The organism is Pseudomonas sp. C2B4, assembly GCF_013359695.1.
Taxonomy (GTDB): domain Bacteria; phylum Pseudomonadota; class Gammaproteobacteria; order Pseudomonadales; family Pseudomonadaceae; genus Aquipseudomonas.
Genome location: NZ_JABFMU010000001.1, coordinates 65,790 through 87,806, shown reverse-complemented (window position 1 = coordinate 87,806; position 22,017 = coordinate 65,790). Strand labels below are relative to the sequence as shown.

The 22,017-nt window shown below is 59.9% G+C and carries 20 protein-coding genes; 11 read left to right on the top strand and 9 right to left on the bottom strand.

All coding sequences use genetic code 11. The annotated features are described in order from the left end of the window. Positions 1 to 81: 81 nt before the first annotated feature. From HNQ83_RS00440 to betC, 3 genes are all read right to left on the bottom strand, one after another. Positions 82 to 1,650: a SulP family inorganic anion transporter gene (locus HNQ83_RS00440; RefSeq protein ID WP_175387167.1), complete on the bottom strand. Its 1,569-nt coding sequence runs from the start codon at positions 1,648 to 1,650 to the stop codon at positions 82 to 84. A gap of 140 nt (positions 1,651 to 1,790) precedes the next feature. Then, entirely contained in the window at positions 1,791 to 2,708 is a 918-nt protein-coding gene (gene choX, locus HNQ83_RS00435) for a choline ABC transporter substrate-binding protein (protein WP_175387166.1), read from the bottom strand. A 16-nt stretch (positions 2,709 to 2,724) separates the two neighbouring features. Further along, positions 2,725 to 4,239, bottom strand: a complete 1,515-nt coding sequence (gene betC / locus HNQ83_RS00430; RefSeq protein ID WP_175387165.1) for a choline-sulfatase — start codon at positions 4,237 to 4,239, stop codon at positions 2,725 to 2,727. 114 nt (positions 4,240 to 4,353) lie between these two features. Between betC and HNQ83_RS00425 the strand changes: the two genes are divergently transcribed. Then, positions 4,354 to 5,304 carry a LysR family transcriptional regulator gene (locus HNQ83_RS00425; RefSeq protein WP_175387164.1) on the top strand — a complete coding sequence of 317 codons (951 nt, stop codon included), beginning with the start codon at positions 4,354 to 4,356 and terminating at the stop codon, positions 5,302 to 5,304. On the opposite strand, the gene HNQ83_RS00420 is transcribed toward HNQ83_RS00425, so the two are convergent. Next, a complete protein-coding gene (locus tag HNQ83_RS00420) occupies positions 5,301 to 5,963 on the bottom strand; it encodes an NAD(P)-dependent oxidoreductase (protein ID WP_175387163.1) in 663 nt (220 codons plus the stop codon). The genes HNQ83_RS00425 and HNQ83_RS00420 overlap by 4 nt on opposite strands. Positions 5,964 to 6,045: 82 nt before the next feature. On the opposite strand from HNQ83_RS00420, the gene HNQ83_RS00415 reads away from it, so the two are divergent. Further along, positions 6,046 to 6,372 (top strand): DOPA 4,5-dioxygenase family protein, encoded by a 327-nt coding sequence (locus HNQ83_RS00415; RefSeq protein WP_175387162.1) that lies wholly within the window; start codon positions 6,046 to 6,048, stop codon positions 6,370 to 6,372. Between the two features lie 17 nt (positions 6,373 to 6,389). On the opposite strand, the gene HNQ83_RS00410 is transcribed toward HNQ83_RS00415, so the two are convergent. After that, the gene (locus HNQ83_RS00410; protein ID WP_175387161.1) at positions 6,390 to 6,791 is read right to left on the bottom strand and encodes a GFA family protein; all 402 of its coding nucleotides are present in this window, start codon (positions 6,789 to 6,791) and stop codon (positions 6,390 to 6,392) included. A 417-nt stretch (positions 6,792 to 7,208) separates the two neighbouring features. On the opposite strand from HNQ83_RS00410, the gene HNQ83_RS00405 reads away from it, so the two are divergent. From HNQ83_RS00405 to HNQ83_RS00365, 9 genes are all read left to right on the top strand, one after another. Further along, on the top strand, positions 7,209 to 8,516 hold the full coding sequence (locus HNQ83_RS00405; RefSeq protein WP_175387160.1) for a CitMHS family transporter: 1,308 nt from the start codon (positions 7,209 to 7,211) through the stop codon (positions 8,514 to 8,516). A gap of 85 nt (positions 8,517 to 8,601) precedes the next feature. Continuing rightward, on the top strand, positions 8,602 to 9,369 hold the full coding sequence (locus HNQ83_RS00400) for a TerC family protein (protein ID WP_175387159.1): 768 nt from the start codon (positions 8,602 to 8,604) through the stop codon (positions 9,367 to 9,369). Positions 9,370 to 9,685: 316 nt separating this feature from the next. Then, positions 9,686 to 11,344: a Na/Pi cotransporter family protein gene (locus tag HNQ83_RS00395; RefSeq protein WP_175387158.1), complete on the top strand. Its 1,659-nt coding sequence runs from the start codon at positions 9,686 to 9,688 to the stop codon at positions 11,342 to 11,344. A gap of 175 nt (positions 11,345 to 11,519) precedes the next feature. Continuing rightward, positions 11,520 to 12,896: a pitrilysin family protein gene (locus HNQ83_RS00390; RefSeq protein WP_175387157.1), complete on the top strand. Its 1,377-nt coding sequence runs from the start codon at positions 11,520 to 11,522 to the stop codon at positions 12,894 to 12,896. A 192-nt stretch (positions 12,897 to 13,088) separates the two neighbouring features. Then, complete coding sequence (locus tag HNQ83_RS00385) at positions 13,089 to 14,117, top strand: DUF5924 family protein (RefSeq protein ID WP_175387156.1); 1,029 nt, start codon at positions 13,089 to 13,091, stop codon at positions 14,115 to 14,117. Positions 14,118 to 14,171: 54 nt separating this feature from the next. Further along, positions 14,172 to 15,320, top strand: coding sequence for an ABC transporter permease (locus tag HNQ83_RS00380; RefSeq protein ID WP_175387155.1), 1,149 nt, complete (start codon positions 14,172 to 14,174; stop codon positions 15,318 to 15,320). Then, positions 15,317 to 16,120: an ATP-binding cassette domain-containing protein gene (locus HNQ83_RS00375; protein WP_175387154.1), complete on the top strand. Its 804-nt coding sequence runs from the start codon at positions 15,317 to 15,319 to the stop codon at positions 16,118 to 16,120. The genes HNQ83_RS00380 and HNQ83_RS00375 overlap by 4 nt, the downstream gene beginning before the upstream one ends. A 1-nt stretch (position 16,121) precedes the next feature. Continuing rightward, positions 16,122 to 17,060 carry an MlaD family protein gene (locus HNQ83_RS00370; protein ID WP_175387153.1) on the top strand — a complete coding sequence of 313 codons (939 nt, stop codon included), beginning with the start codon at positions 16,122 to 16,124 and terminating at the stop codon, positions 17,058 to 17,060. Then, positions 17,057 to 17,683 carry an ABC-type transport auxiliary lipoprotein family protein gene (locus tag HNQ83_RS00365; protein ID WP_175387152.1) on the top strand — a complete coding sequence of 209 codons (627 nt, stop codon included), beginning with the start codon at positions 17,057 to 17,059 and terminating at the stop codon, positions 17,681 to 17,683. Before HNQ83_RS00370 ends, HNQ83_RS00365 begins: the two co-directional genes overlap by 4 nt. Before the next feature lie 118 nt (positions 17,684 to 17,801). Here HNQ83_RS00365 and HNQ83_RS00360 read toward each other — a convergent pair whose 3' ends face one another. From HNQ83_RS00360 to HNQ83_RS00345, 4 genes are all read right to left on the bottom strand, one after another. Continuing rightward, the gene (locus HNQ83_RS00360; protein WP_175387151.1) at positions 17,802 to 19,031 is read right to left on the bottom strand and encodes a nucleoside recognition domain-containing protein; all 1,230 of its coding nucleotides are present in this window, start codon (positions 19,029 to 19,031) and stop codon (positions 17,802 to 17,804) included. 242 nt (positions 19,032 to 19,273) lie between these two features. Further along, entirely contained in the window at positions 19,274 to 20,605 is a 1,332-nt protein-coding gene (gene gltP / locus HNQ83_RS00355; protein ID WP_175387150.1) for a glutamate/aspartate:proton symporter GltP, read from the bottom strand. A 787-nt stretch (positions 20,606 to 21,392) separates the two neighbouring features. Then, positions 21,393 to 21,557, bottom strand: a complete 165-nt coding sequence (locus HNQ83_RS00350; RefSeq protein WP_003170804.1) for a DUF1328 domain-containing protein — start codon at positions 21,555 to 21,557, stop codon at positions 21,393 to 21,395. A gap of 72 nt (positions 21,558 to 21,629) precedes the next feature. Continuing rightward, positions 21,630 to 21,917 (bottom strand): hypothetical protein, encoded by a 288-nt coding sequence (locus HNQ83_RS00345; RefSeq protein ID WP_175387149.1) that lies wholly within the window; start codon positions 21,915 to 21,917, stop codon positions 21,630 to 21,632. Between the last annotated feature and the right edge of the window lie 100 nt (positions 21,918 to 22,017).

Here is a 22,017-nt window from a genome sequence, read left to right as displayed (position 1 = left end):
CAACGATAACTCGTGCGTTCAGAATACATGCGTTGTCCTTGCGTCCTTCGCGAGCAGGCTCGCTCCTACAGGAGTGGTGTTTCAATCTTCAAATCTAATCGGGCATTTCTCTGCCCCTTCCAGCTTCCTCAATTCCTCCACCACCTGCGGCCGCGCCCGGCGCAGGGTCAGGCTGCGTTCCTGACGCAATAGCCGCCGCGCTTCCTGATGCAGCATTTCCACCCCTGAATAGTCGATGAAGTTGATCTGCTGCGCCTCGATCACCACGCGTGCGCCATGCATTCGTTGCAAGCGGACTTGCAGGTAATGGCTGGCGCCGAAAAAGATCGAGCCGCCCACCCGCAGAATGTCTTCGTCGCCGTCGCGCACATGCTGTACCCGTGGTTGCGACGTGCGCTTGAGGTAAAAGAACAGCGACGCCAGCACCCCGGCATAGATCGCCGTCTGCAGTTCCAGCAGCAAGGTGGCGACACAGGTCAGGGCCATGACCAGGAACTCGGCGCGACTGACCCGCAGCAACGCACGAATACCACGATGATCCACCAGACCCCAGGCGATCAGCAAAATGCTGCCGGCCATGGCCGGGATCGGAATGTGTGCAATCAATTGCGCGCCGAAAACTGCGAACAGCGCCACCCACAGCGCTGAAAAAATCCCCGCCAGGGGGGAGCAGGCGCCGGCTTCGTAGCTCAGGGCCGAGCGGGTGAAGGAGCCGGCTGATAGTGATCCGGAAAAAAACGCCCCGACGATATTGGAGAAACCCTGGGCGCGGACTTCCTGATTGGCATCGAGCAACTGCTGCGAACGCGCCGACAGCGAGCGGGCAATCGACAGGCTGGTAACCAGCCCGAGCATGCCCACGGCCACGGCACTGGGCAGTAAGCGCAGGATCAGGTCGAGGTCCAGCGGCAAAGGGCTGAAGGGCGGTAGCTTGCCCATGAATGCGCTGACCCGTTCTACATGGCCGAACATCGAAGGCCAGAGCCAGACCAACAACGCACCCAGCCCCAGAGTGATCAACAGCGTCGGCCAGCGCGGCAGCCACAGCTTGAGGAGGATGCCCACCACCACGGTCGCCAGCCCCAGCACCAGCGAGGGTTGATCGAGTTCGTCGAGGTGTTTGAGCAACGTGATGAAGCTGTCCAGCGCGGTGGCGTGGCTGGGCAAATCCAAACCCAGCAGGTTGGGGAGTTGGCCGATGGCAATCACCACCGCCGCGCCGAGGGTGAAGCCAAGCACCACCGAGTGGGAGACGAAATTCACTAGCGCACCAAAGCGCAGCAAGCCCAGCAACCACTGGAAAATCCCGGCCAGGAATGTCAGCAACAGAATCAGGGTGACGTAGTCCTGCGTCGCCGGTACGGCCAGAGGGCTGACGCTGGCGTACAGGACAATGGAGATCGCGGCTGTAGGACCGCAGATCAAATGCCACGATGAACCCCAGAGGCACGCGATCAATACCGGGATGATCGCTGCGTATAAACCGTATTCTGGCGGGAGACCGGCGATCAGGGCGTAGGCAATGGATTGCGGCAACGCGAGAATCGCGCCGCTGAGGCCGACGATCAGGTCACGACCGACGCTGGCGCGGGTTTGCCGGGGCAACCAGGTGAGGAACGGGAAGAGTGAATGGCGGCTGGGAAGGGCCATGAAGCCTCTCGGTTGGGGTTTTGCACAAGGGTATCAGCACCGGACATTGTGGGAGCGAGCCTGCTCGCGAATGCGGAGTGTCAGTCGATATAAATGTCGGATCTGATGGCCCCTTCGCGAACAGGCTCGCTCCCACAGGTTTAGAGCTTGGCTTTGACCACTGGCAGCGCATCCTTGCCATCCACGGTTTTCACGCCATCCAGCCATTTATCCAGCACCGCCGGGTTGGCCTTGATCCACGCCTTGGCCGCGTCGGCATTGCTGACTTTCTTGTTCACCACCTCAGCCATGATGCTGTTCTCCATCTCCTGAGTGAAACTCAGGTTGGTCAGCAGCTTGCCGACATTCGGGCACGCCTGTGCATAACCTTTGCGGGTCAGAGTGTGGACACTGCCGGTGTCGCCGAAGTATTGCTCGCCGCCCTTGAGGTAATGCATTTTCAGCTGCACGTTCATCGGATGCGGGGTCCAGCCGAGGAAGGTCACGAACTTCTGTTTCTTCACCGCGCGAGACACTTCGGCCAGCATCGCCTGTTCGCTGGACTCGACCAGTTTCCATTGGCCCATGTCGAAATCGTTTTTCTTGATGATCTCTTGCAGGGAAATGTTGGCCGGTGCGCCGGAGCCGATGCCGTAGATCTTGCGGTCGAACTTGTCTGCGTACTTGTTCAGATCGGCGAAGGTATGCACGCCCGCATCCCAGACATAATCCGGAACCGCGAGGGTGAATTCGGTGCCGTCGAGGTTTTTCGCCAGTTGCGTGACGTCGCCGGTGGCCACGAACTTGTCGTAGAAGCCCTGTTGCGCCGGCATCCAGTTGCCCAGGAAAACATCGACCTGACCGTCCTTGAGTCCGCCAAAGGTGATCGGCACCGCCAGGGTATCGACCTTGGCCTTGTAGCCCATGCCGTCCAGCAGAAACCCGGTGATGGCATTGGTTGCAGCGATGTCGCTCCAGCCTGGATCAGCCATTTTCACCGTCTCGCATTGATCGGCGTACGCCGATGCACTGCCCAGGGCCAGGAGCCCGACCGTCAGTACTGTGGATAACCGTTGCATGGACTTCCCCTTAACATTATTGGTTTTGGCAGGGTTGTGGATAACGTGCTTTACGCTCCAGGTCATCAAGGTCGATGTGGTTGCGCATGTATTGCTGACTGGCGTCCACCAGCGGCTGGTGATCCCAGCTCTTCAGCTTGCCGATAGTCAGGGCGTCAGCGACGAAGCGCCGACGCCGCTGGCTTGCGAGCACCTGGTGGTGTATCGCCGGAATGTTCCATTTGGCCCGTGCGTCGGCGAGAAAATCGTCGAAAAGCTGGCGATGTTGCGGTGATTGGCTGAGTTCTTCCAGTTCACGGGGATCATTTCGCACATCGAAGAGCAGGCAAGGGTCATCTTCGCTGTAGATGAATTTGTAGTTGCCGCGGCGGATCATCATCAACGGGCTGATGGTGCCTTCGGCCATGTATTCGCCGAATACTTCGTCGTGACCGCCCTGCCCTTGCAGGTGCGGGACGAGTGAGCGGCCATCCAGCGGCAGGCCCGGTTCCAGTGAGCCACCGGCCAGTTCAACAAAGGTCGGCAGCAGGTCGGCGGTGGACACCGAGGCGCTGACCCGGCCGGCACCGAATTGCCCGGGCGCACTGATCAACAGGGGCACCCGCGCTGCCATTTCATACCAATGCATTTTGTACCAGAGGCCACGCTCGCCGAGCATATCCCCGTGGTCACCGGAGAATACGATGATGGTGTCATCGATCAGCCCGGTATCTTCGAGCGTTTGCAGGAGTTTGCCGACGTTGCTGTCAATATAGCTGCATGCCCCGAAATAGGCCCGGCGTGCGTCGCGAATCTTATCCACAGGCAGCGGTTTATCCCACAGGTCATAGACCTTGAGTAAACGTTGGGAGTGCGGATCGAGATCGTGCGGATCAGGGGTTGTCGGCAACGGGATGTCGGCGTCGTCGTACAGATCCCAGAACGCTTTGGGAATGGTGTAGGGATCGTGCGGATGCGTCATCGAAACGGTCAGGCAGAACGGCTGGTCGCCATCCTCGCGAATGTGGTCGAACAGATATTGCTGGGCCTTGAATACCACTTCTTCATCGAAATCCAGTTGATTGGTGCGCACGCAGGGGCCGGCTTGCAGCACGGACGACATGTTGTGGTACCAGGTCGGGCGCACATCCGGTTCATCCCAGTTCACCGCCCAACCGTAGTCGGCTGGATAGATGTCGCTGGTCAGGCGTTCTTCGTAGCCGTGCAACTGGTCCGGCCCGCAGAAATGCATCTTGCCCGAGAGCGCGGTGCGGTAGCCGAGGCGGCGCAGGTAATGGGCATAAGTCGGTACATCGGCAGGGAAATCCGCCGCGTTGTCATAGGCGCCGATCTTGCTCGGCAACTGGCCGCTGACCAGGGTAAAACGCGACGGCGCGCACAGCGGACTGTTGCAATAGGCGCTGTCGAACACCACGCCTTGGGCGGCGAGGCGGCTCAAATTAGGCAGTTTGATCGGCGAAGGGCCGTAGAACGGCAACATTGGCGCGGCCATTTGATCGGCCATGATGAAAAGAATGTTCTTGCGCTTCATGTGATCGCGGCATTCCATAGTGGATGTTTATGCGAGAGTGCTGGGATCGAGCATGTAACCCGCGCACTTCGTGGTAAAGCCCATGCACGGCAATGACTAGGATAAGCACAGCTTATGTATGACGCCCTCGGTGACCTCTCACTGGATCTGCTGCGTGCCTTTGAAGCGGCGGCCCGACACCGAAGCTTCACGGCGGCGGCGGTGGAGCTGGGTACCACGCAGCCAGCCATCAGCCAGCAGATCAAGCGGTTGGAGGAACAACTGGCAGCCCGGTTATTTGATCGTATCTATCGCGGTATTGAGCTGACTGAGGTCGGGATCATCCTTTTCGAGCAGGTTCAACTCGGTTTGCAGCAAATCGACGCAGGATTGAGCGCGATAAGTGCCCAACAACAGCACGAAGTTCTCCAGGTCGCCACCGATTTCGCCTTTGCCGCGTACTGGTTGATGCCACGGTTGCACCGTTTTCACGCGGCGAATCCACAGGTTGATGTCAGCCTGGTGACCAGTGAGCGCAGCCACAACATGCTCCGTACGGATATCGATGTCGCGGTGTTGTTTGGCGACGGCCGCTTCAAGCAGGGTGAAAGTCACTGGCTGTTCAGCGAAGAAGTCTTCCCCGTGTGCAGCCCGCAGCTATTGAATGAACGTCCCCTGCCCTTGCCCGCCCAGACGTTATTGGAATTTCCGCTGCTGCATTTACGTGGCGAGCACAGCAGCAATTGGTTCGACTGGAGTGGCGTGTTCCGCGAGTTGGGAATTACCTCGCCCCCTGCCCCGGGGCAGTTGCGCTTTGACAACTACACCTTGCTGATCCAGGCCGCGATTGGTGGTCAGGGTGTGGCCATTGGTTGGCGACACCTTGTGGATAACTTGCTGGCCCAAGGTTTGTTGTGCCGCCCGATTGCCGAAACGGTGATTTCTCGATTGGGATATTACGTGGTGCTGCCGCAGCGCAAACGGCGCGGCGCCTTGATTCAGCGGTTTGTCGATTGGTTGATGGCCGAGCAGGCCAGCAGTGCGCAATCGCTCAATGGCCTGACGTTGCCGTCTATTGCCGTTTAGCTCTCAGTCGCGACGAAATTGACGTGCTCACCAATGTGAAGGTTCAGGTGTAATTCGTCGGCGATGCCCACGGCCGTCCGGGACAGGCGCGCTATCGGTTCGGCCAGGTCAGGTTCCAGATGGCTGCCGATCCGGCTGAAATGTTCGATGGTCAATCCGGGGACACCTCGCGGCGCATTCACAAGGGTCCACCGTAAGGCGCTGCTTTGCAGGGCCTCGCGGATTTCCTCGGCCGCGTGACGTTGCAGAGGGTCGAATGTTTCCGGATCGTCCAGTACGTCGAAATCGCCCACCAGAAACAATCGGGAAATGCCCGCCGCCTGCATGCCATCGATCAACGCATCCGCCGCCAATACCTGCTCGACCGGGCCGGGCACGACGTTTTTTTCCACATGCTCACTGTTGTACGGCAACCCCGGTGCGTCTAACAGACAGATGACGGCCGAACTGCCCGCCACACTTTGCCTGACCCGCTCAGCCTCAAACAGGTCGCCGGTCTTGGTGCGCAGACCCGGTCGCGGCGCGAGTGCCGTCAGGTCATCGAGAATGGCGATCACTTCATGCTGACGTCGCAGCATTTCAGCCATCAGCGCACTGCCCAGGCTACTCATGGCACCATAAAGCACCACTTTCACGACTGGGGTTTCGGCATTTTTCATGGCTGGGCTCCTTGTTTCCCATCTATATGGCGTGTGACCCGCAGGAAACATCAAGGGTTCGAACCGATTCAGAGGGCTTCAGATGCAAACGATCAAGGGCTACCACGCCCATGTGTATTTCGATGCCGGCACCATCGAGCAAGCACGCGCCTTGTGTGAGCAGGCAGCGCAATTGTTCCCTCTGAAGATGGGCCGCGTGCACGAGCGCCCGGTCGGTCCGCACCCGGACTGGAGTTGCCAACTGGCCTTCGGACCGGAGTTGATCGGCGAGGTGCTGCCGTGGCTTGCGCTCAACCGCAAGGGGCTGGTGGTGTTCCTGCACCCGGACACTGGCGACGATCTGCTGGACCACAGCGAGCACGCCATCTGGATGGGCGCGATTCGTCCGTTGGATCTGTCTATTTTTTGATCAGGCTTAATGTAAGTTTATAAGGTTTCTTCCGGCTCGCCGGGCAAATGCTCGTCCAGGTGCAGCCATGGCAAGCGGCTGTCAGTCCAGATGTGCCGCTCGGCGGGCGCCTGCTCTGGATGGTCAAGGGTCGCGATGGTCACGTCGATGCTCTCGGGGCTCAGGTGAGTCACCAGCGCCAGTTGCGCCCCACAGTGACCGCAGAAATAACGCGCGCAGGTCGATGAAGAGTCGTAGCGCGCCGGCGTCCCGGCCAGCCATTGAAAGGCGGATGCCGGTACGGTGATCCAGGTGGTCACAATGCCGCCGCTGACCCGTCGGCAAATCGAGCAATGGCAGTGGGCGATATCGTGCAATGGCCCGCTGATTTGGTAGCGCAGTTGTCCGCAGTGGCAGCCGCCTGTGTGGATGTTGGCCATGCTGGTGCCTCCTGATGTGTTCTCACTGACGTCTTCGCGAGCAGGCTCGCTCCCACACTGGATCTGCGTCAAACACAAAATCACTGTGGGAGCGAGCCTGCTCGCGAAGGTCTCGACCCGGTCTGCCTCCCTGCCCCGGTCCGACGACCGGTTGTACTTCCCGTCAACGCTTTCATTGCCGAAAGCTGGCTGAAAGCTTGCGCGATTAGGATCGCCCTCACTGCCGGCAATAGACCGGTTGGCCAAATGCGAGTGTTCGACTGCTCGCCAGGTCCATTTAACAACAACAATGGTGATCCTGATGTCCTTTACCCGCCGCTTCGCCACAACTCCACCCGTACGTCTCGTGCTTCCCGTTTTGCGCTGATCCCACCCGGTCCGCTCATTCCCTAGCCGCGCCACGCCTGGAGTATTCCCATGCTGACTTTCCTTGGCTTCGCCATGGTCATCACCTTCATGTTCCTGATCATGACCAAGCGCCTGTCCGCGCTGATCGCTCTGATCATCATCCCGATCGTCTTCGCCCTGTTCGGTGGTTTCGGCCCGAAAATCGGCCCGATGATGCTCGAAGGCATCACCAAGCTCGCCCCGACCGGCGTGATGCTGATGTTCGCCATTCTGTACTTCGCCCTGATGATCGACTCCGGCCTGTTCGACCCGGCCGTGCGCAAGATCCTCAAGATGGTCAAGGGCGACCCGCTGAAAGTGTCGGTCGGCACCGCCGTACTGGCGCTCGTCGTTTCCCTTGATGGTGACGGCGCGACCACTTACATGATCTGCGTGGCTGCCATGCTGCCGCTCTACAGCCGCATCGGCATGAGCCCGCGGATCATGGCCGGCCTGATCATCCTCGCCGGTGGCGTGATGAACATGACCCCCTGGGGTGGCCCGACCGCCCGTGCGGCCAGTGCGCTGCACGTGGACCCGTCGGCGATCTTCGTACCGATGATCCCGGCAATGGCCGCTGGTGTCGTGGCCATCCTGGCCATCGCTTACTTCTACGGCAAACGTGAACGTGCGCGTCTGGGTGAACTGCACCTGGTTGGTGATGAGATCGATCACAGCGAAATCAGCGTTTCGCAGTTCCCGGATGCCCGTCGTCCGAATCTGATCTGGTTCAACGGTGCCCTGACGCTGGCACTGATGTGCACCCTGATCGCCGGCCTGCTGCCGCTGCCGGTGCTGTTCATGGTGGCTTTCAGTATCGCGATGATCGTCAACTACCCGTGCCTGCAACAGCAGAAGGACCGCGTCGCGGCTCACGCCGGTAGCGTGCTGGCAGTGGTCGGGCTGATCTTTGCCGCGGGCATCTTCACCGGTATCCTGTCGGGCACCGGTATGGTCGATGCCATGTCGAAAAGCCTGTTGTCGGTGATCCCGGACTTCCTCGGCCCGTACCTGGCCGTGATCACGGCACTGGTGAGCATGCCGTTCACCTTCTTCATGTCGAACGATGCATTTTATTACGGCGTGTTACCGGTACTTGCCGAAGCCGCCAGCCACTACGGTATAACCGCGGTAGAAATGGCACGTGCCTCGATCGTCGGTCAGCCCGTCCATTTGTTGAGCCCGTTGGTACCATCGACTTACCTGTTGGTGGCCCTGGCCGGGATCGATTTTGGTGATCACCAGCGCTTCACCCTGAAGTGGGCAGTGCTGGTGTGCATGTGCATACTGGTTGCCGCGTTGCTGATGGGGATTTTTCCGCTGTTCAGCACTCTATAAGCCCAAGACTCACCACTCGGGGTCCAGGCTTCGCTGTTTGAAGCCCGGGCCCTTTGTGGTATAACACTCGCTCAAAGGAATACACATGGAATGGCTGACCAACCCTGAAATCTGGGTTGCCTTCTTCACCCTGACCGCCCTGGAAATCGTTCTGGGCATCGATAACATCATCATGATTTCGATCCTGGTCAGCCGCATGCCCAAGCACATGCAGGCGCGCACCCGGATTTTCGGTCTGGCGCTGGCCATGATCACGCGGATTCTGTTGCTGCTGTCGATCACCTGGGTCATGCGCCTTACCGCCGACCTGTTCGAAGTGTTCGGCCAGGGTATTTCCGGGCGCGACCTGATCCTGTTCTTCGGTGGCCTGTTCCTGCTGTGGAAAAGCTCGCAAGAGATGTACCACGCGCTGGAAGGCGAAGACGAAACCGACGATGAGCCGAGTGTCAAAGGCGGAAACTTCCTCTACACCATCATCCAGATCGCGATCATCGACATCGTGTTCTCCCTGGACTCGGTGATCACCGCAGTCGGCATGGTGTCCCATGTACCGGTCATGGTGGCGGCCATCGTCGTGGCGGTGCTGGTAATGATGCTGGCCTCGGGCACCATCAGCGAGTTCATCGACAAGCACCCGTCGCTGAAAATGCTGGCGCTGTCGTTCCTGCTGGTGGTCGGTATCGTGCTGATTGGCGAGTCCCTGGACATGCACATTCCGAAAGGCTACGTCTACTTCGCCATGGCGTTCTCGCTGGCGGTGGAAGCGATCAACATCAAGATGCGCACTGCCATTGCGAAAAAACGCAAACAGCAGGACCCGGTGAAACTGCGCAAGGATATTCCGGGGCAGTAACGCAAAACCCTTGTAGGAGCGAGCCTGCTCGCGATGGTCGTTAACGATAACGCGTGCTGTCTGAATGAACGCGGTGTCCTTGATACCATCGCGAGCAGGCTCGCTCCTACAGAAAGCGAATTGCGAGGGGCCTTCGGGCCCCTTTTGCTTGCCCGCATGAAGCTGTTTTCATGACAGTTTTGTTTCAATCACTTCTTTAGCTATGCGATGCTGGCGCCCAGACCGTTAGCCAACTACAGCTTAAGTACAGAACGTAGAACGTCGCGCGGTACCGTCAACTTGCTCCTTTGGGGCGTTACCACCACAGGGGGCCTGCATGCTCACCCTGCTCAATTTGCTCTCAGCCGTGGCCTTGCTCATCTGGGGCACACACATCGTCCGAACCGGCATCCTGCGGGTCTACGGCTCCAACCTGCGCCATGTCATTGGCCAGAACATGTCCAAACGCTGGCTGGCCTTCGTCTCGGGGATCGTGGTGACCGCCATGGTCCAGAGCAGTAACGCCACGGCGATGCTCGTCACGTCGTTTGTCGGTCAGGGCCTGATGGCGCTGACGCCGGCCTTGGCGACCATGCTCGGGGCCGATGTCGGTACGGCGCTGATGGCACGAGTGCTGACTTTTGACCTGTCATGGTTGTCGCCGCTGCTGATCTTTCTCGGGGTGATTTTCTTCCTGTCGCGTAAACAGACGCGGCTTGGCCAGATGGGGCGTGTCAGCATCGGCCTGGGGCTGATCATTCTGGCGCTGCAGCTGATCGTCGAGGCCGCCGCGCCGATCACCCACGCCCAAGGGGTGAAGGTCATTTTCGCCTCGCTGACCGGCGATATCCTGCTCGATGCCCTGGTCGGTGCGTTGTTCGCGATGATTTCCTACTCCAGCCTGGCGGCGGTACTGCTGACCGCGACCCTGGCGGGCGCCAGCGTGATCAGCCTGCCGGTGGCCATCGGCCTGGTGATCGGCGCCAATATCGGCAGCGGCATTCTTGCGTTTCTCAGCACCAGCATGCAGAACGCCGCCGGGCGTCAGGTGGCGTTGGGCAGTCTGCTGTACAAGCTGATTGGCCTGCTGCTGATCATTCCGGTGCTCGACCCCTTGGTGCACTGGATCGACAGCCTGGATTTCAGCCCCCAGGAAATGGTCATCGGTTTCCACCTGCTGTACAACACCGCGCGCTGCCTGATCCTGCTGCCCAGCGTCGGGCCAATGGCCAGGTTCTGTGCGTGGGTGCTGCCGGAGCGCCCGCAAGTCAATGGCACCGCCAAACCCCGACACCTTGATCCGACCGCTTTGGTTACGCCCAGCCTCGCGCTGGCCAACGCCGCCCGGGAAACCCTGCGTATGGGTGACCTGATCGATAACATGCTCGAGGCCATGCAGGACGTGTTGCACGGCAAGCAAACGGCCGTCACTCAGGAACTGCGTCGCCTGACGGATGACGTGGAATCGCTCTACAGCGCCATCAAGCTGTATCTGGCGCAAATGCCCCGGGAAGACCTCAGTGATCAGGACAGTCGGCGCTGGGCCGAAATCATCGAGCTGGCGATCAACCTTAAACTCGCCAGCGACCTGATCGAACGCATGTTGCGCAAGGTTCAGCAGCAGAAAACCTCCCAGCGCCGCTCATTTTCCGAGGTGGGGCTGGAGGAGTTGGCAGGGCTGCAAAGCCAGTTGATTGCCAATTTGCGGTTGGGCCTGTCGGTGTTTCTCAGCGCCGACAAGGAAAGTGCCCGTCAGTTGCTGCGTGAGAAACGTCGCTTTCGCGCACAGGAGCGCCGCTTGGCCCATGCGCATGTCAGCCGTTTGCAACGTAAGATCGTGCAGAGTATCGAGACCAGTTCCCTGCACCTGGAGTTGATCGCCGATATGAAGCGGCTGAATTCGCTGTTTTGCAGCAGCGCTTATGTGGTGTTGGAAACGTCCGAAACTGGAGCGCTGGCGGCCGATGATCTGGCGGACATCACGCATTCGCCTTGAACGTCTGGCAGTGTGGCCAGTCAGTAACATTGGTTCTGCCTGATGGCTATTCGCGAGCAGGCTCGCTCCCACATTGGTTTTGTGAACGCTGCAAATCAAGTGTGGGAGCGAGCCTGCTCGCGAAGACGGCCTGATTGACGACACGGATCTCCGATTGGTTGCCTGGAAGCTCGTTATGCGTTGTCTGTTGTTCGTCTGTCTGTTGCTGGGCTCATTCCCTTCGTTGGCCCTGGATCGCTTCCAGGTCGAGGGCTACACGCTGCGCAACGGTCTGCAAATGCTGCTCAAGCCCGGCGCGGAACGCGGGCACGTGGCGATTCGGTTGGTGATCGGTGTCGGTATCGATGATTTCGGCTGTGCCGAAAAAGAACTGCCGCACCTGCTCGAACACCTGTTGTTCAGCGGCATCGACGCCAGTGGCGAAGGCGGCCTGGAGGAGCGCATGCAGGCGCTGGGCGGCGAATGGAACGCCTTCACCAGTAACGCCGACACCACGTTCGTGATCGAAGCCCCGGCGAAAAACCAGCGTAAGGTCCTCGACTTGCTGCTCGCGCTACTGACCCAGACCCGATTCGACGACAACGCCATCAACGCCGCCAAGCAAGTGGTCGAGCGCGAAGACGGCGGCCATTACTCGCACTTGCAGCGCTGGCTGGATCGCCAGGATCTGGGGCATACCGCCAGCAAGCAACTGGCCGTGGAGTTGGGCCTCAAATGCCCCGAACGCGCCGAGGTCGATCAACTGACCCGCGAGCAACTGGAGAAAGTGCGCAAGGATTGGTACGCGCCCAACAACATGACACTGATCGTGGTCGGCGATCTTGACCGCTTGTTGCCAGCCTATCTGGACCGCACCTATGGCGCGCTGAAACCGATCGAGCCGACCGACCACCTGGCGCTTCCGCAAATTCAGGCCAGCGCCGCCCATGAGCGAAATCTGACGCGGGGCTTTGTCGGTGGCGGGGCCAAGTTGCACTGGCTGGTACCGGAACCGGTGCTGGAGGATCAACACGACGAAACCTTCGACCTGCTCAAGGACTATCTGGACTGGGCGCTGTATCGCCAGTTACGCCTGGCGCATGGCTTGTCCTACGGGCCGTGGGCCGAGCGCGAAGTGTTCGGCGGTGTCGGCTTCATGAGCCTGAATGCCGACCTGGAGCGCGATGACGTCGCCGAGGCACAGAAGGTGCTGGAAGAATTGAAGGCCGGGTTACTCAAGGACGGCCTGAATGCAGAGACCTTCAACCGCCTCAAACAGGCCGCCATCGCCCGTCAGGCCTGGGCCGTGCAAGGCAACAGCGCGCTGGCCGATTACTACTGGAGCGCCCTTGGGGACTACGAGGACGGCCGTTTCGCCGACCCGGTCAAGGAACTGCACGCGGTGACCCTGGCAGAAGCCAACAAGGCCATGCGCGAATTGCTCCTGCAACCGGGGTATATCAGGATCGAGAAGCCGTTGCTCAGTGATGACCAGTTGCTGTGGATGATTGCCGGACTGCTGGGATTGATCGTGCTGAGTCTGGCGGCCTGGCGCTTTCATCGCGCAAAGTAACGGGTCCTTGTGGGAGCGAGCCTGCTCGCGAAGGCGTATAGCAGGCGATATCAATGCTGGATTCTGCCGACCTCTTCGCGAGCAGGCTCGCTCCCACAGGTTTCGCACGTTAACCGGCGCTGGCCTCTCGCCACACCGCCCCGCCGGCGTTACCCTGTCGAGGATTTTCCTACGACTACTGTGAACCTCCGAATGCCGACTCTGACCCTTTTCGTACAGCGCATCCTCGAATTGATGAAGCGCTATCCTGGGGTCATTGCGCTTGGCGGTTTTATCTCCGGGGTCGGCAGCTTCATTTTGGTGGACCGTCAGCAGGGCCTGGCGAGCTGGATCACCACCATCATGCTGATCAGTTGGGTCTGGCTGATGCTGGAAAACAGCCTGACCAAGCTGTTCACCAAAATCTTCAAGCGGGAAATTCCCCAGCCACTGCTGCGTTACGCGACGCAGATGATTCATCAGGAAAGCCTGTTCTTCGTCCTGCCGTTCTTTTTCATCACCACCACCTGGAACAGCGGCCAACTGTTCTTCACCGGGCTGCTGGGTATCGCCGCACTGATTTCCATCATCGACCCGCTGTACTACAAGTGGCTGGCGCCACGGCGCTGGGCGTTCCTGGCGTTGCACACCCTGACCCTGTTCGCTGCCCTGCTCACGGCGTTGCCGGTGATCATGCACCTGACCACGTCGCAGAGTTTCAAATGGGCGCTGGGCATCGCGGTGTTGCTGTCATTCCCGAGTCTCGCTTCGATCTTCCCGATCCGTACGGTGCGCAACGCGCTGGCGATCCTGAGTATCACCATAGGCATCGGTGGCGTGGGCTGGGTTCTGCGCTCGTGGGTGCCTCCCGCGACGTTGTGGATGACGGACGTGGCCATCAGCACGCAATTGCAGGACCGCACCCCGGGCAAGAGCCTGGAAGAGGTCAGCGCTGCGCAGATCCGTGCCGACGGGTTGTACGCCTACACCGCCATCAACGCGCCACGCGGCCTGGACGAGCGGATTTATCACGTCTGGCAGTTCAACGGTAAAGAGGTCGACCGCATTGCGCTGGACATCCACGGCGGACGCAAGGAAGGCTACCGGGCCTGGACACACAAGCAGAACTTCCCCGGCAATCCGGCGGGTAAGTGGCAGGTGCGGGTGCTGACCGAAGATGGCCAGGTCATCGGTGTGCTGCGCTTCAAGATCACCGACAGCACACCGATCAAAGAAAAGTAGTGCGGTTCGTGCTATTACGTAGGTCTGCGTAACAGCCGAGAAAGCACGGAGCTTATGACCAGCAGCACAGTGGCCGGCAATGCCCAACTGGATACCTCGCACACTCCGCCTCAGATACGGGTGACGGGGGACTGGACGCTCGCCCACTACGCCGACCTCAAGCGGGTGAGCGAAAAGCTCGAAGGCCGATACGACGACAGCACCCGCATCGACCTCAACGGCCTCGGCGCCCTCGACACGGCGGGTGCTTCGCTGCTGGTGGAGCTACTGGGCTCCGAACGCCTGGGCCGTTCCGCCGAACACCCCGATTGCACGATCTCCCCCGCCGACCGCGCGTTGCTGCAAACGGTCTATCGCTCCCTGACGGACTTCTGCGTGCCGATCAAGGAGCCGGAAATCAGCGTCGGCATTCAATTGCTGACCCGCATTGGTCGCGCGGTGGACACGGTCTGGCAGGACACCTTGCAACTGCTGGGGTTCGTCGGCCTGATTCTGGAAACCATCGTCCGCGGTCTGTTTCGCCCGAAACGCTGGCGTGTCACCTCGATGGTTGCGCATGTTGAACAGACGGGCCTCGACGCCGCGCCCATCGTCGCCCTGCTGACCTTTCTGGTGGGCGCCGTGGTGGCATTTCTTGGGGCGACGGTATTGGCCAACTTTGGTGCCACGGTGTTCACCGTGCATCTGGTGGCGTTCTCTTTCCTGCGTGAGTTCGCGGTGTTGCTGACGGCGATCCTGATGGCTGGGCGAACCGCCAGCGCCTTCACCGCGCAGATCGGCTCGATGAAAGCCAACGAAGAAATCGACGCGATCCGCACCCTGGGCCTCGATCCCATGGAACTGCTGGTGGTGCCCCGGGTCCTGGCCCTACTCGTTGCGTTGCCGATGCTGACTTTTCTGGCGATGGTGTCGGGGATTGTCGGGGGGGCACTGGTGTGTGCGGTGTCACTGGACATCTCCCCGGCGATGTTTCTGTCGCTGCTGCAATCGAACATCGGTGTTCAGCACTTTCTGGTGGGCATGATCAAGGCGCCGGTGTTTGCCTTCCTGATCGCTGCAATTGGCTGCCTTGAAGGCTTCAAGGTCAGCGGTAGCGCCGAGTCCGTTGGCGCGCACACGACCTCCGCCGTGGTGCAGTCGATTTTTGTGGTGATCGTGCTCGACGCCGTGGCCGCCCTGTTTTTCATGGAGATGAGTTGGTGAGCCGTATTGCCCGAGCGCCCGCCGAGGCGGTGATCGAAGTCCGTGGGTTGTGCAATCGCTTCGGCCGCCAGAGCGTGCATGAAAACCTTGATCTGGATTTGTACAAGGGCGAAATCCTGGCGGTGGTCGGCGGCTCCGGTAGTGGCAAATCGGTGTTGTTGCGCAGCATCGTCGGCTTGCGCCAGCCCAGTGAGGGAATGGTAAAGGTCCTTGGTAAAAACCTGCCGAGTCTGTCCGAGCAGGAACGATCGCTGGTGGAGCGGCGCTTCGGCGTACTGTTCCAGAAAGGCGCCCTGTTCTCTTCGCTGACCGTGACCGAGAACGTCGCCCTGCCCCTGATCGAGCACGCCGGTTTGAGCCGTGATGACGCCGAGCACCTGGCGGCGGTGAAAATGGCGCTGGCCGGGTTGCCGCTGTCGGCGGCGGACAAGTACCCCGCGTCCCTGTCCGGCGGCATGATCAAGCGCGCGGCGCTGGCCCGGGCGTTGGCACTGGATCCGGACATCCTGTTCCTCGACGAACCCACCGCCGGCCTCGATCCGATTGGCGCCGCCGCATTTGACCAGTTGATCCTGACCTTGCGGGACGCCCTGGGCCTGAGCGTTTTTCTGGTGACCCACGACCTCGACACGCTCTACACCATCACCGACCGGGTGGCGGTGCTGGCGCAGAAGAAAGTGTTGGTGGCCGATGCCATCGATGTCGTCTCGGAAACCGACGATGCGTGGATTCACGAATACTTCCATGGCCCTCGCGGCCGCGCGGCGCTGAGTGCCGCTCAACAGCTCAACGAGGTCTGACATGGAAACCCGCGCCCATCATGTATTGATCGGCCTGTTCACCGTCATTGTGGTGGCAGGCGCCCTGCTCTTCGGCCTGTGGCTGGCCAAGTCCAGCGTCGACACCGAGTTCAAGGACTACGAAGTGGTGTTCAATGAAACGGTCAGCGGCCTGTCCAACGGCAGCTCCGTGCAGTACAGCGGGATCAAGGTCGGCGATGTGATTTCGCTGCGTCTGGACCCGCAAGACCCGCGCCGGGTGCTGGCGCGGATTCGCCTGGCTGGTGATACGCCGGTCAAGGAGGATACCCAGGCCAAGCTGGCGCTGACCGGCGTCACAGGGACGTCGATCATTCAGCTCAGTGGCGGTACTCCGCAGAGTCCGACGCTCAAGGGTAAGGGTGGCAAGCTGCCGGTGATCGTCGCCTCGCCCTCGCCCATCGCTCGGCTGATTAACGACAGCAATGACTTGATGTCCGGCGTAAACACGCTGATGCAGAACGCCAACCACATGTTTTCAGAGCAAAACATCCAACATATCAGCAAGATCCTCGAGCATCTGGACGTCACCACCGGCACCATCGCCGACCAGCGCGATGATATTCGGCAGGCAATGCAGCAATTGGCTTCGATCAGCAAGCAAGCCGGCACCATGCTGGAACAAACATCGGCGCTGATGCGCAATGCCAACGGGCTGCTCAATGACCATGGCAAGCAAATGATCGGCAGTGCCGAGCAGGCCATGAAGTCGCTGGAACAGAGCAGTGCGACGATCAACAAGCTGATCATTGCCAACCAGGACTCGCTCAATAGTGGCATGCAGGGCCTCAATGGCCTGGCCCCGGCGGTGCGTGAGCTTCGCGAAACCCTGACCTCATTGCGCACCATCTCGCGACGCCTGGAGGCAGACCCCAGCGGTTACCTGCTGGGCAGCGACAAGCACAAGGAATTCACTCCATGAAGCTTACCGCTCTCGCCCTCCTCGCCAGTTTCACGCTGATCGGTGCGTGCTCGATCCTGCCCAAACCCGAACCGTTTGAAATCTATCGATTGCCGTCAGCGCAAACCAGCGCGCCAGCCAGCCAATCCATGCCCCAACGCTGGTCATTGCGCCTGAACAAACCCCAGGCCAGCGAGGCCTTGAACCGGCCGGATATTGCGGTCATCCCCCAGGGTGATGTGATGAGCAGCTACAAGGGCTCGCGCTGGAGCGACCCGGCACCGGTGCTGCTGCGCAATCGACTGCTGGATGGTTTTCAGCGTGATGGTCGGGTGACGTTGCTCAGCACCGACGACAGTAACTTCCTGGCAGACCTGGAGCTAGGCGGCAATTTGCAGGCGTTCCAGACGGAGTATCAAGGCACCGCCGCCAGTGTGGTCGTGCGGCTGGATGCGCTGCTGGTGCGCGGATATGACCAGCGCATTCTTGCCAGTCGCCGCTTTGAGGTGCGTCAGCCATTGAACGATGTGAAGGTGCCCGCCGTTGTCACTGGATTCGGTCAGGCCAATGATCAATTGACGGCGCAGGTGGTGGCTTGGGCGGTGGAGCAAGGGCAGAAAGTCGCGCCGCCGCCAAGACCATAAGCCCGACACAGGACCCAATGTGGGAGCGAGCCTGCTCGCGAAGGCGTTTTATCATTCAACATTGATGTTGGCTGACACACCGCTTTCGCGAGCAGGCTCGCTCCCACAGGTTTTTCTATCAGCCGAAGAACCAGTAGCAGACGCCAATCGCGCCCAGTACACCGGCCAGCTCCGCCAGCAACGCACACCCTACCGCATGCCGCGCCCGCTGGATGCCCACCGCGCCGAAGTACACGGCCAGCACATAGAACGTGGTTTCGGTACTGCCCTGGATCGTCGCCGCTACCAGCGCCGGGAAGCTGTCCACACCGGAGGTTTTCATCGTTTCGATCAGCATCGCCCGAGCGGCGCTGCCGGAGAATGGCTTGACCATCGCCGTCGGCAGCGCATCGACGAAGCGCGTATCCCAACCGGCCCACTCCACCAGGTGGCGAATCCCGTCCAGGCCAAAATCCAGCGCCCCGGACGCCCGCAATACACCCACCGCGCACAGCATTGCCACCAGATACGGCAGCAGATTTTTCGCCACGTCGAACCCTTCCTTGGCGCCTTCGACGAATGCCTCGTAGACCTTCACTTTGCGCAGCGCGCCGATGACCAGGAATGTCATGATGATGCCGAATAGCGTCAGATTGCCGAGGATCGACGACAAACCGGCCAGCGCGGTCGCCGAGAGCGTCGCCAGCAACGCCATGAAGCCGCCAAGGGCGAGGGCGCCGGGAATCAGATAGGCCAGGACCACCGGGTCCCAGACACGCAAACGTTGCATGAACGCGACGGCCAGGAAGCCGACGATGGTCGAGCAACTGGTGGCCAACAGGATCGGCAGGAACACCAGTGTCGGGTCAGGCGCACCTTGCTGGGCGCGGTACATGAAGATTGTCACGGGCAGCAGCGTCAGGGACGACGCGTTGAGTACCAGAAACAGGATTTGCGCATTGCTGGCGATGGTGTCGCTGGGGTTGAGTTCCTGCAGGGATTTCATGGCCTTGAGGCCGATCGGCGTGGCGGCGTTGTCCAGGCCCAGGCCGTTGGCGGCGAAGTTCAGGGTGATCAGGCCGATGGCTGGATGGCCCGCCGGAACCTCCGGCATCAACCGCAGAAACAGCGGGCCGAGGGCCCTGGCCAGCCATTCGACGATCCCGGCCTTTTCGGCGATCCGCAGAAAGCCCAGCCAGAGGGTGAGGGTACCGAACAGCAGGACCATGACTTCGACCGAGAGCTTGGCCATGGCGAAAATGCTCTCCACCATCGCCGCGAAGATTCCGGCGTTGCCGCCGATCAGCCATTGCGCCAGCGCCGACACGGCGGCCACGATGAAGAAGCCAAGCCACAGGCCATTAAGCATCAGTCAAATCCCCCAAAAGATGCGCGAATGATAGCGGGGTGGCCAGAAACGACAAACCCCGGATTTCTCCGGGGTTTGTTTGGCTTGCTTGTGGGGGCAATAGGAATTTGAGATCTGACTCAAACTTTGTGGGAGCGAGCCTGCTCGCGAAGAGGGCGGCACATTCAACATTGCTGTTGTTCGATGCACCGCAATCGCGAGCAGGCTCGCTCCCACAGAAAAGCCAATCCCCACAACTTTGATCAGTTGCTGGAAACCTCGCCAACCGGCAGCTTCTCTTTGCTGCGCCAGTGCGGCAGGGAGTTCCAGTAGCGCTGGCCCTTGGCTTCGTCGTACATGCCTTCCCAGCGAGCGATAACCAGCACGGCCAGAGCGTTGCCGATCACGTTCAGTGCAGTACGGGCCATGTCCATGATGCGGTCGACACCGGCGATGAAGGCCAGGCCTTCCAGCGGGATGCCCACGCTGCCCAGGGTGGCCAGCAGCACCACGAAGGACACGCCCGGCACACCGGCGATGCCCTTGGAGGTGACCATCAGGGTCAGGACCAGCAACAGCTGCTGGCTGATCGACAGGTCGATGCCGTACAGCTGAGCGATGAAGATCGCCGCGATGCTTTGGTACAGGGTCGAGCCGTCGAGGTTGAACGAGTAACCGGTTGGCACCACGAAGCTGCAAATGGCTTTTGGCGCGCCGTAGGCTTCCATCTTCTCGATCACACGTGGCAGCACGGTTTCGGAGGAAGCGGTGGAGTAGGCCAGCACCAGCTCATCCTTGAAGATGCGCATCAGCTTGATCACCGAGAAGCCGAACAGGCGAGCGATCAGGCCCAGTACCACGAAGGCAAAGAAGGCGATGGCGACGTAAACCAGGATCACCAGTTTTGCCAGCGGCAGCAGCGACGCGAAGCCGAAGTTGGCCACGGTGACCGCGATCAGTGCGAAAACGCCGATCGGTGCGTAGTTCATGATCATGTGAGTGACCTTGAACATGCTTTCCGATACGCCCTGGAACATCGTCACCAGCGGGTCACGCAGTTCCGGCTTGAGGCTCGACAGACCGAGGCCGAACAGCACCGAGAAGAAGATGATCGGCAGCATTTCACCGCGGGCCATGGCCGCGAAGATGTTGGACGGGATCAGGTTGAGGATGGTTTCGATGAACGCATGTTCATGCTGAACCTCGGCCGCCGTAGCCTGGTACTTGGAGATATCCACGGTACCCAGGGTGCTCATGTCGATGCCGGCACCCGGATGGAACAGGTTGGCCAGCAGCAAGCCGACGACGATGGCAATGGTGGTGACGATTTCGAAGTAGATGATGGTTTTGAGGCCGATGCTACCGAGCTTCTTCGCGTCACCGACGCCAGCAATGCCAACGATCAGCGAGGAGATCACGATCGGGATCACGATCATCTTGATCAGACGGATAAAGATATCGCCCGCTGGTTGCAGAACGTTGCTGATCCACCAGGCTTTCTCGGCACTGAAATGGTTGAGCAGCGCACCGATTGCAATCCCCAAGACCAGACCGATGAGGATCTGCCAGGCGAGGCTAAGCTTTGCCTTCTTCATATCTTTACCCTTACTTCAGTTTGACTCGGGCAGATGCGCGAACTGGAACGCTCGTGGCGAAAAAGTCGTGTGCATCTACCCCCGTATAAGGAGCCCCGGAGCGCTTTTTATGGCTCTCTGGCAGGCGAAAAAAGGCGCAACTATTCCGATGCAAGGAAGCGACGTCTAATGCCGTAAACGCCTACCCTATGCCGAATCGGCATGAGGTTTTTTCACTGAAAGCGACGTCGCAAACGGTTCGAATGTGACATTTCGGCAGGTATAAGTGCCGTGAACCGGCCATCACAGCGTAGATTGAGTATTTTTTGATCAGTCGCAAAGGGGGGATGTTTTCAGGAAAATCCCACAGCGCACGGGTATTATTTACGGCAAAAGAAGCGCCTTTTTTCTCGATATACGGTCGATGATGAAATACCGGGAAAAGTATTTTCAGGCCAGAGGCGGGGGGATTGCCGGGAGAAAGGATGAAAACGATGGATCGCGCTCGCTGTACGTTTATGTGTTCAAGCTCTTCGCAAGTCCGTCGAGTCATGATCGACCGGCGAACTTGCGTCGCAGCTTTTCCTGACCCGGCCCTCTGCGCAGGCACTCCCTGTACCCGTAGGTCACTCCGCCCCTGAAACAGGCAGAACGTCCCGACCCCTTGGTCATGCGCCGGCCTTCCTCAGGTGGGCGCAGGGAAGAAGCGATGGCTTCTTTCGTATATCTGAAATCTGTACCCGTTCGGGTCATTCCTGAGCCTGCCGCCCGAAAGCAGGGCGGCTGCCAGTGTCTATAGCGCTCATGCTCAGCCTCGGCCGCGACGGCCAAAGAAGAAGGAAGCAATGAACATCACCAGGAACACGACAAAGAGAATCTTGGCGATACCCGTGGCGGTGCCCGCGATACCACCGAAGCCCAGGACGGCAGCGACGATGGCAATGATCAGGAAGGTGATTGCCCAGCTCAACATGATGATTCTCCTTACGCTTCTATTTAGAGGTGCTGCGTTTCCCGGCGCATCGGGCGCGCCAAGTGTGTGTATTTAGAACACCCAACGTTCCTGGCGAGGCGTTTCGTCCATCGCCTGATGCTGGTCGACGTCCATCATTCGCATCGAAGTGCTGTCGGCCATACCGCTGCTGGCGGCGCTGAAGTGGGTTTGGATCGGGTGCTGAAACGATACGCTTGGCCCTTCTTGCTGTTGGCTCTGCTCCCAACGCAGAAACTGCTGGCCGCCAATCAGGGTGATCAACAGCGCCAGTACGGCAAACATGCCTTGCTGGAGGTGCAGGGGCGAGAGATGCAATGGGGTGGCACGTTGGCGATTCATCCTGAAGCTCCTCCCACACGGGGGTCATCGGGTTGAGGGCGTTTTGTTATTGCCCTGCGTTATTCAGGTTGTTGCAGCCCGCATGCCAGATTTTTTTTCA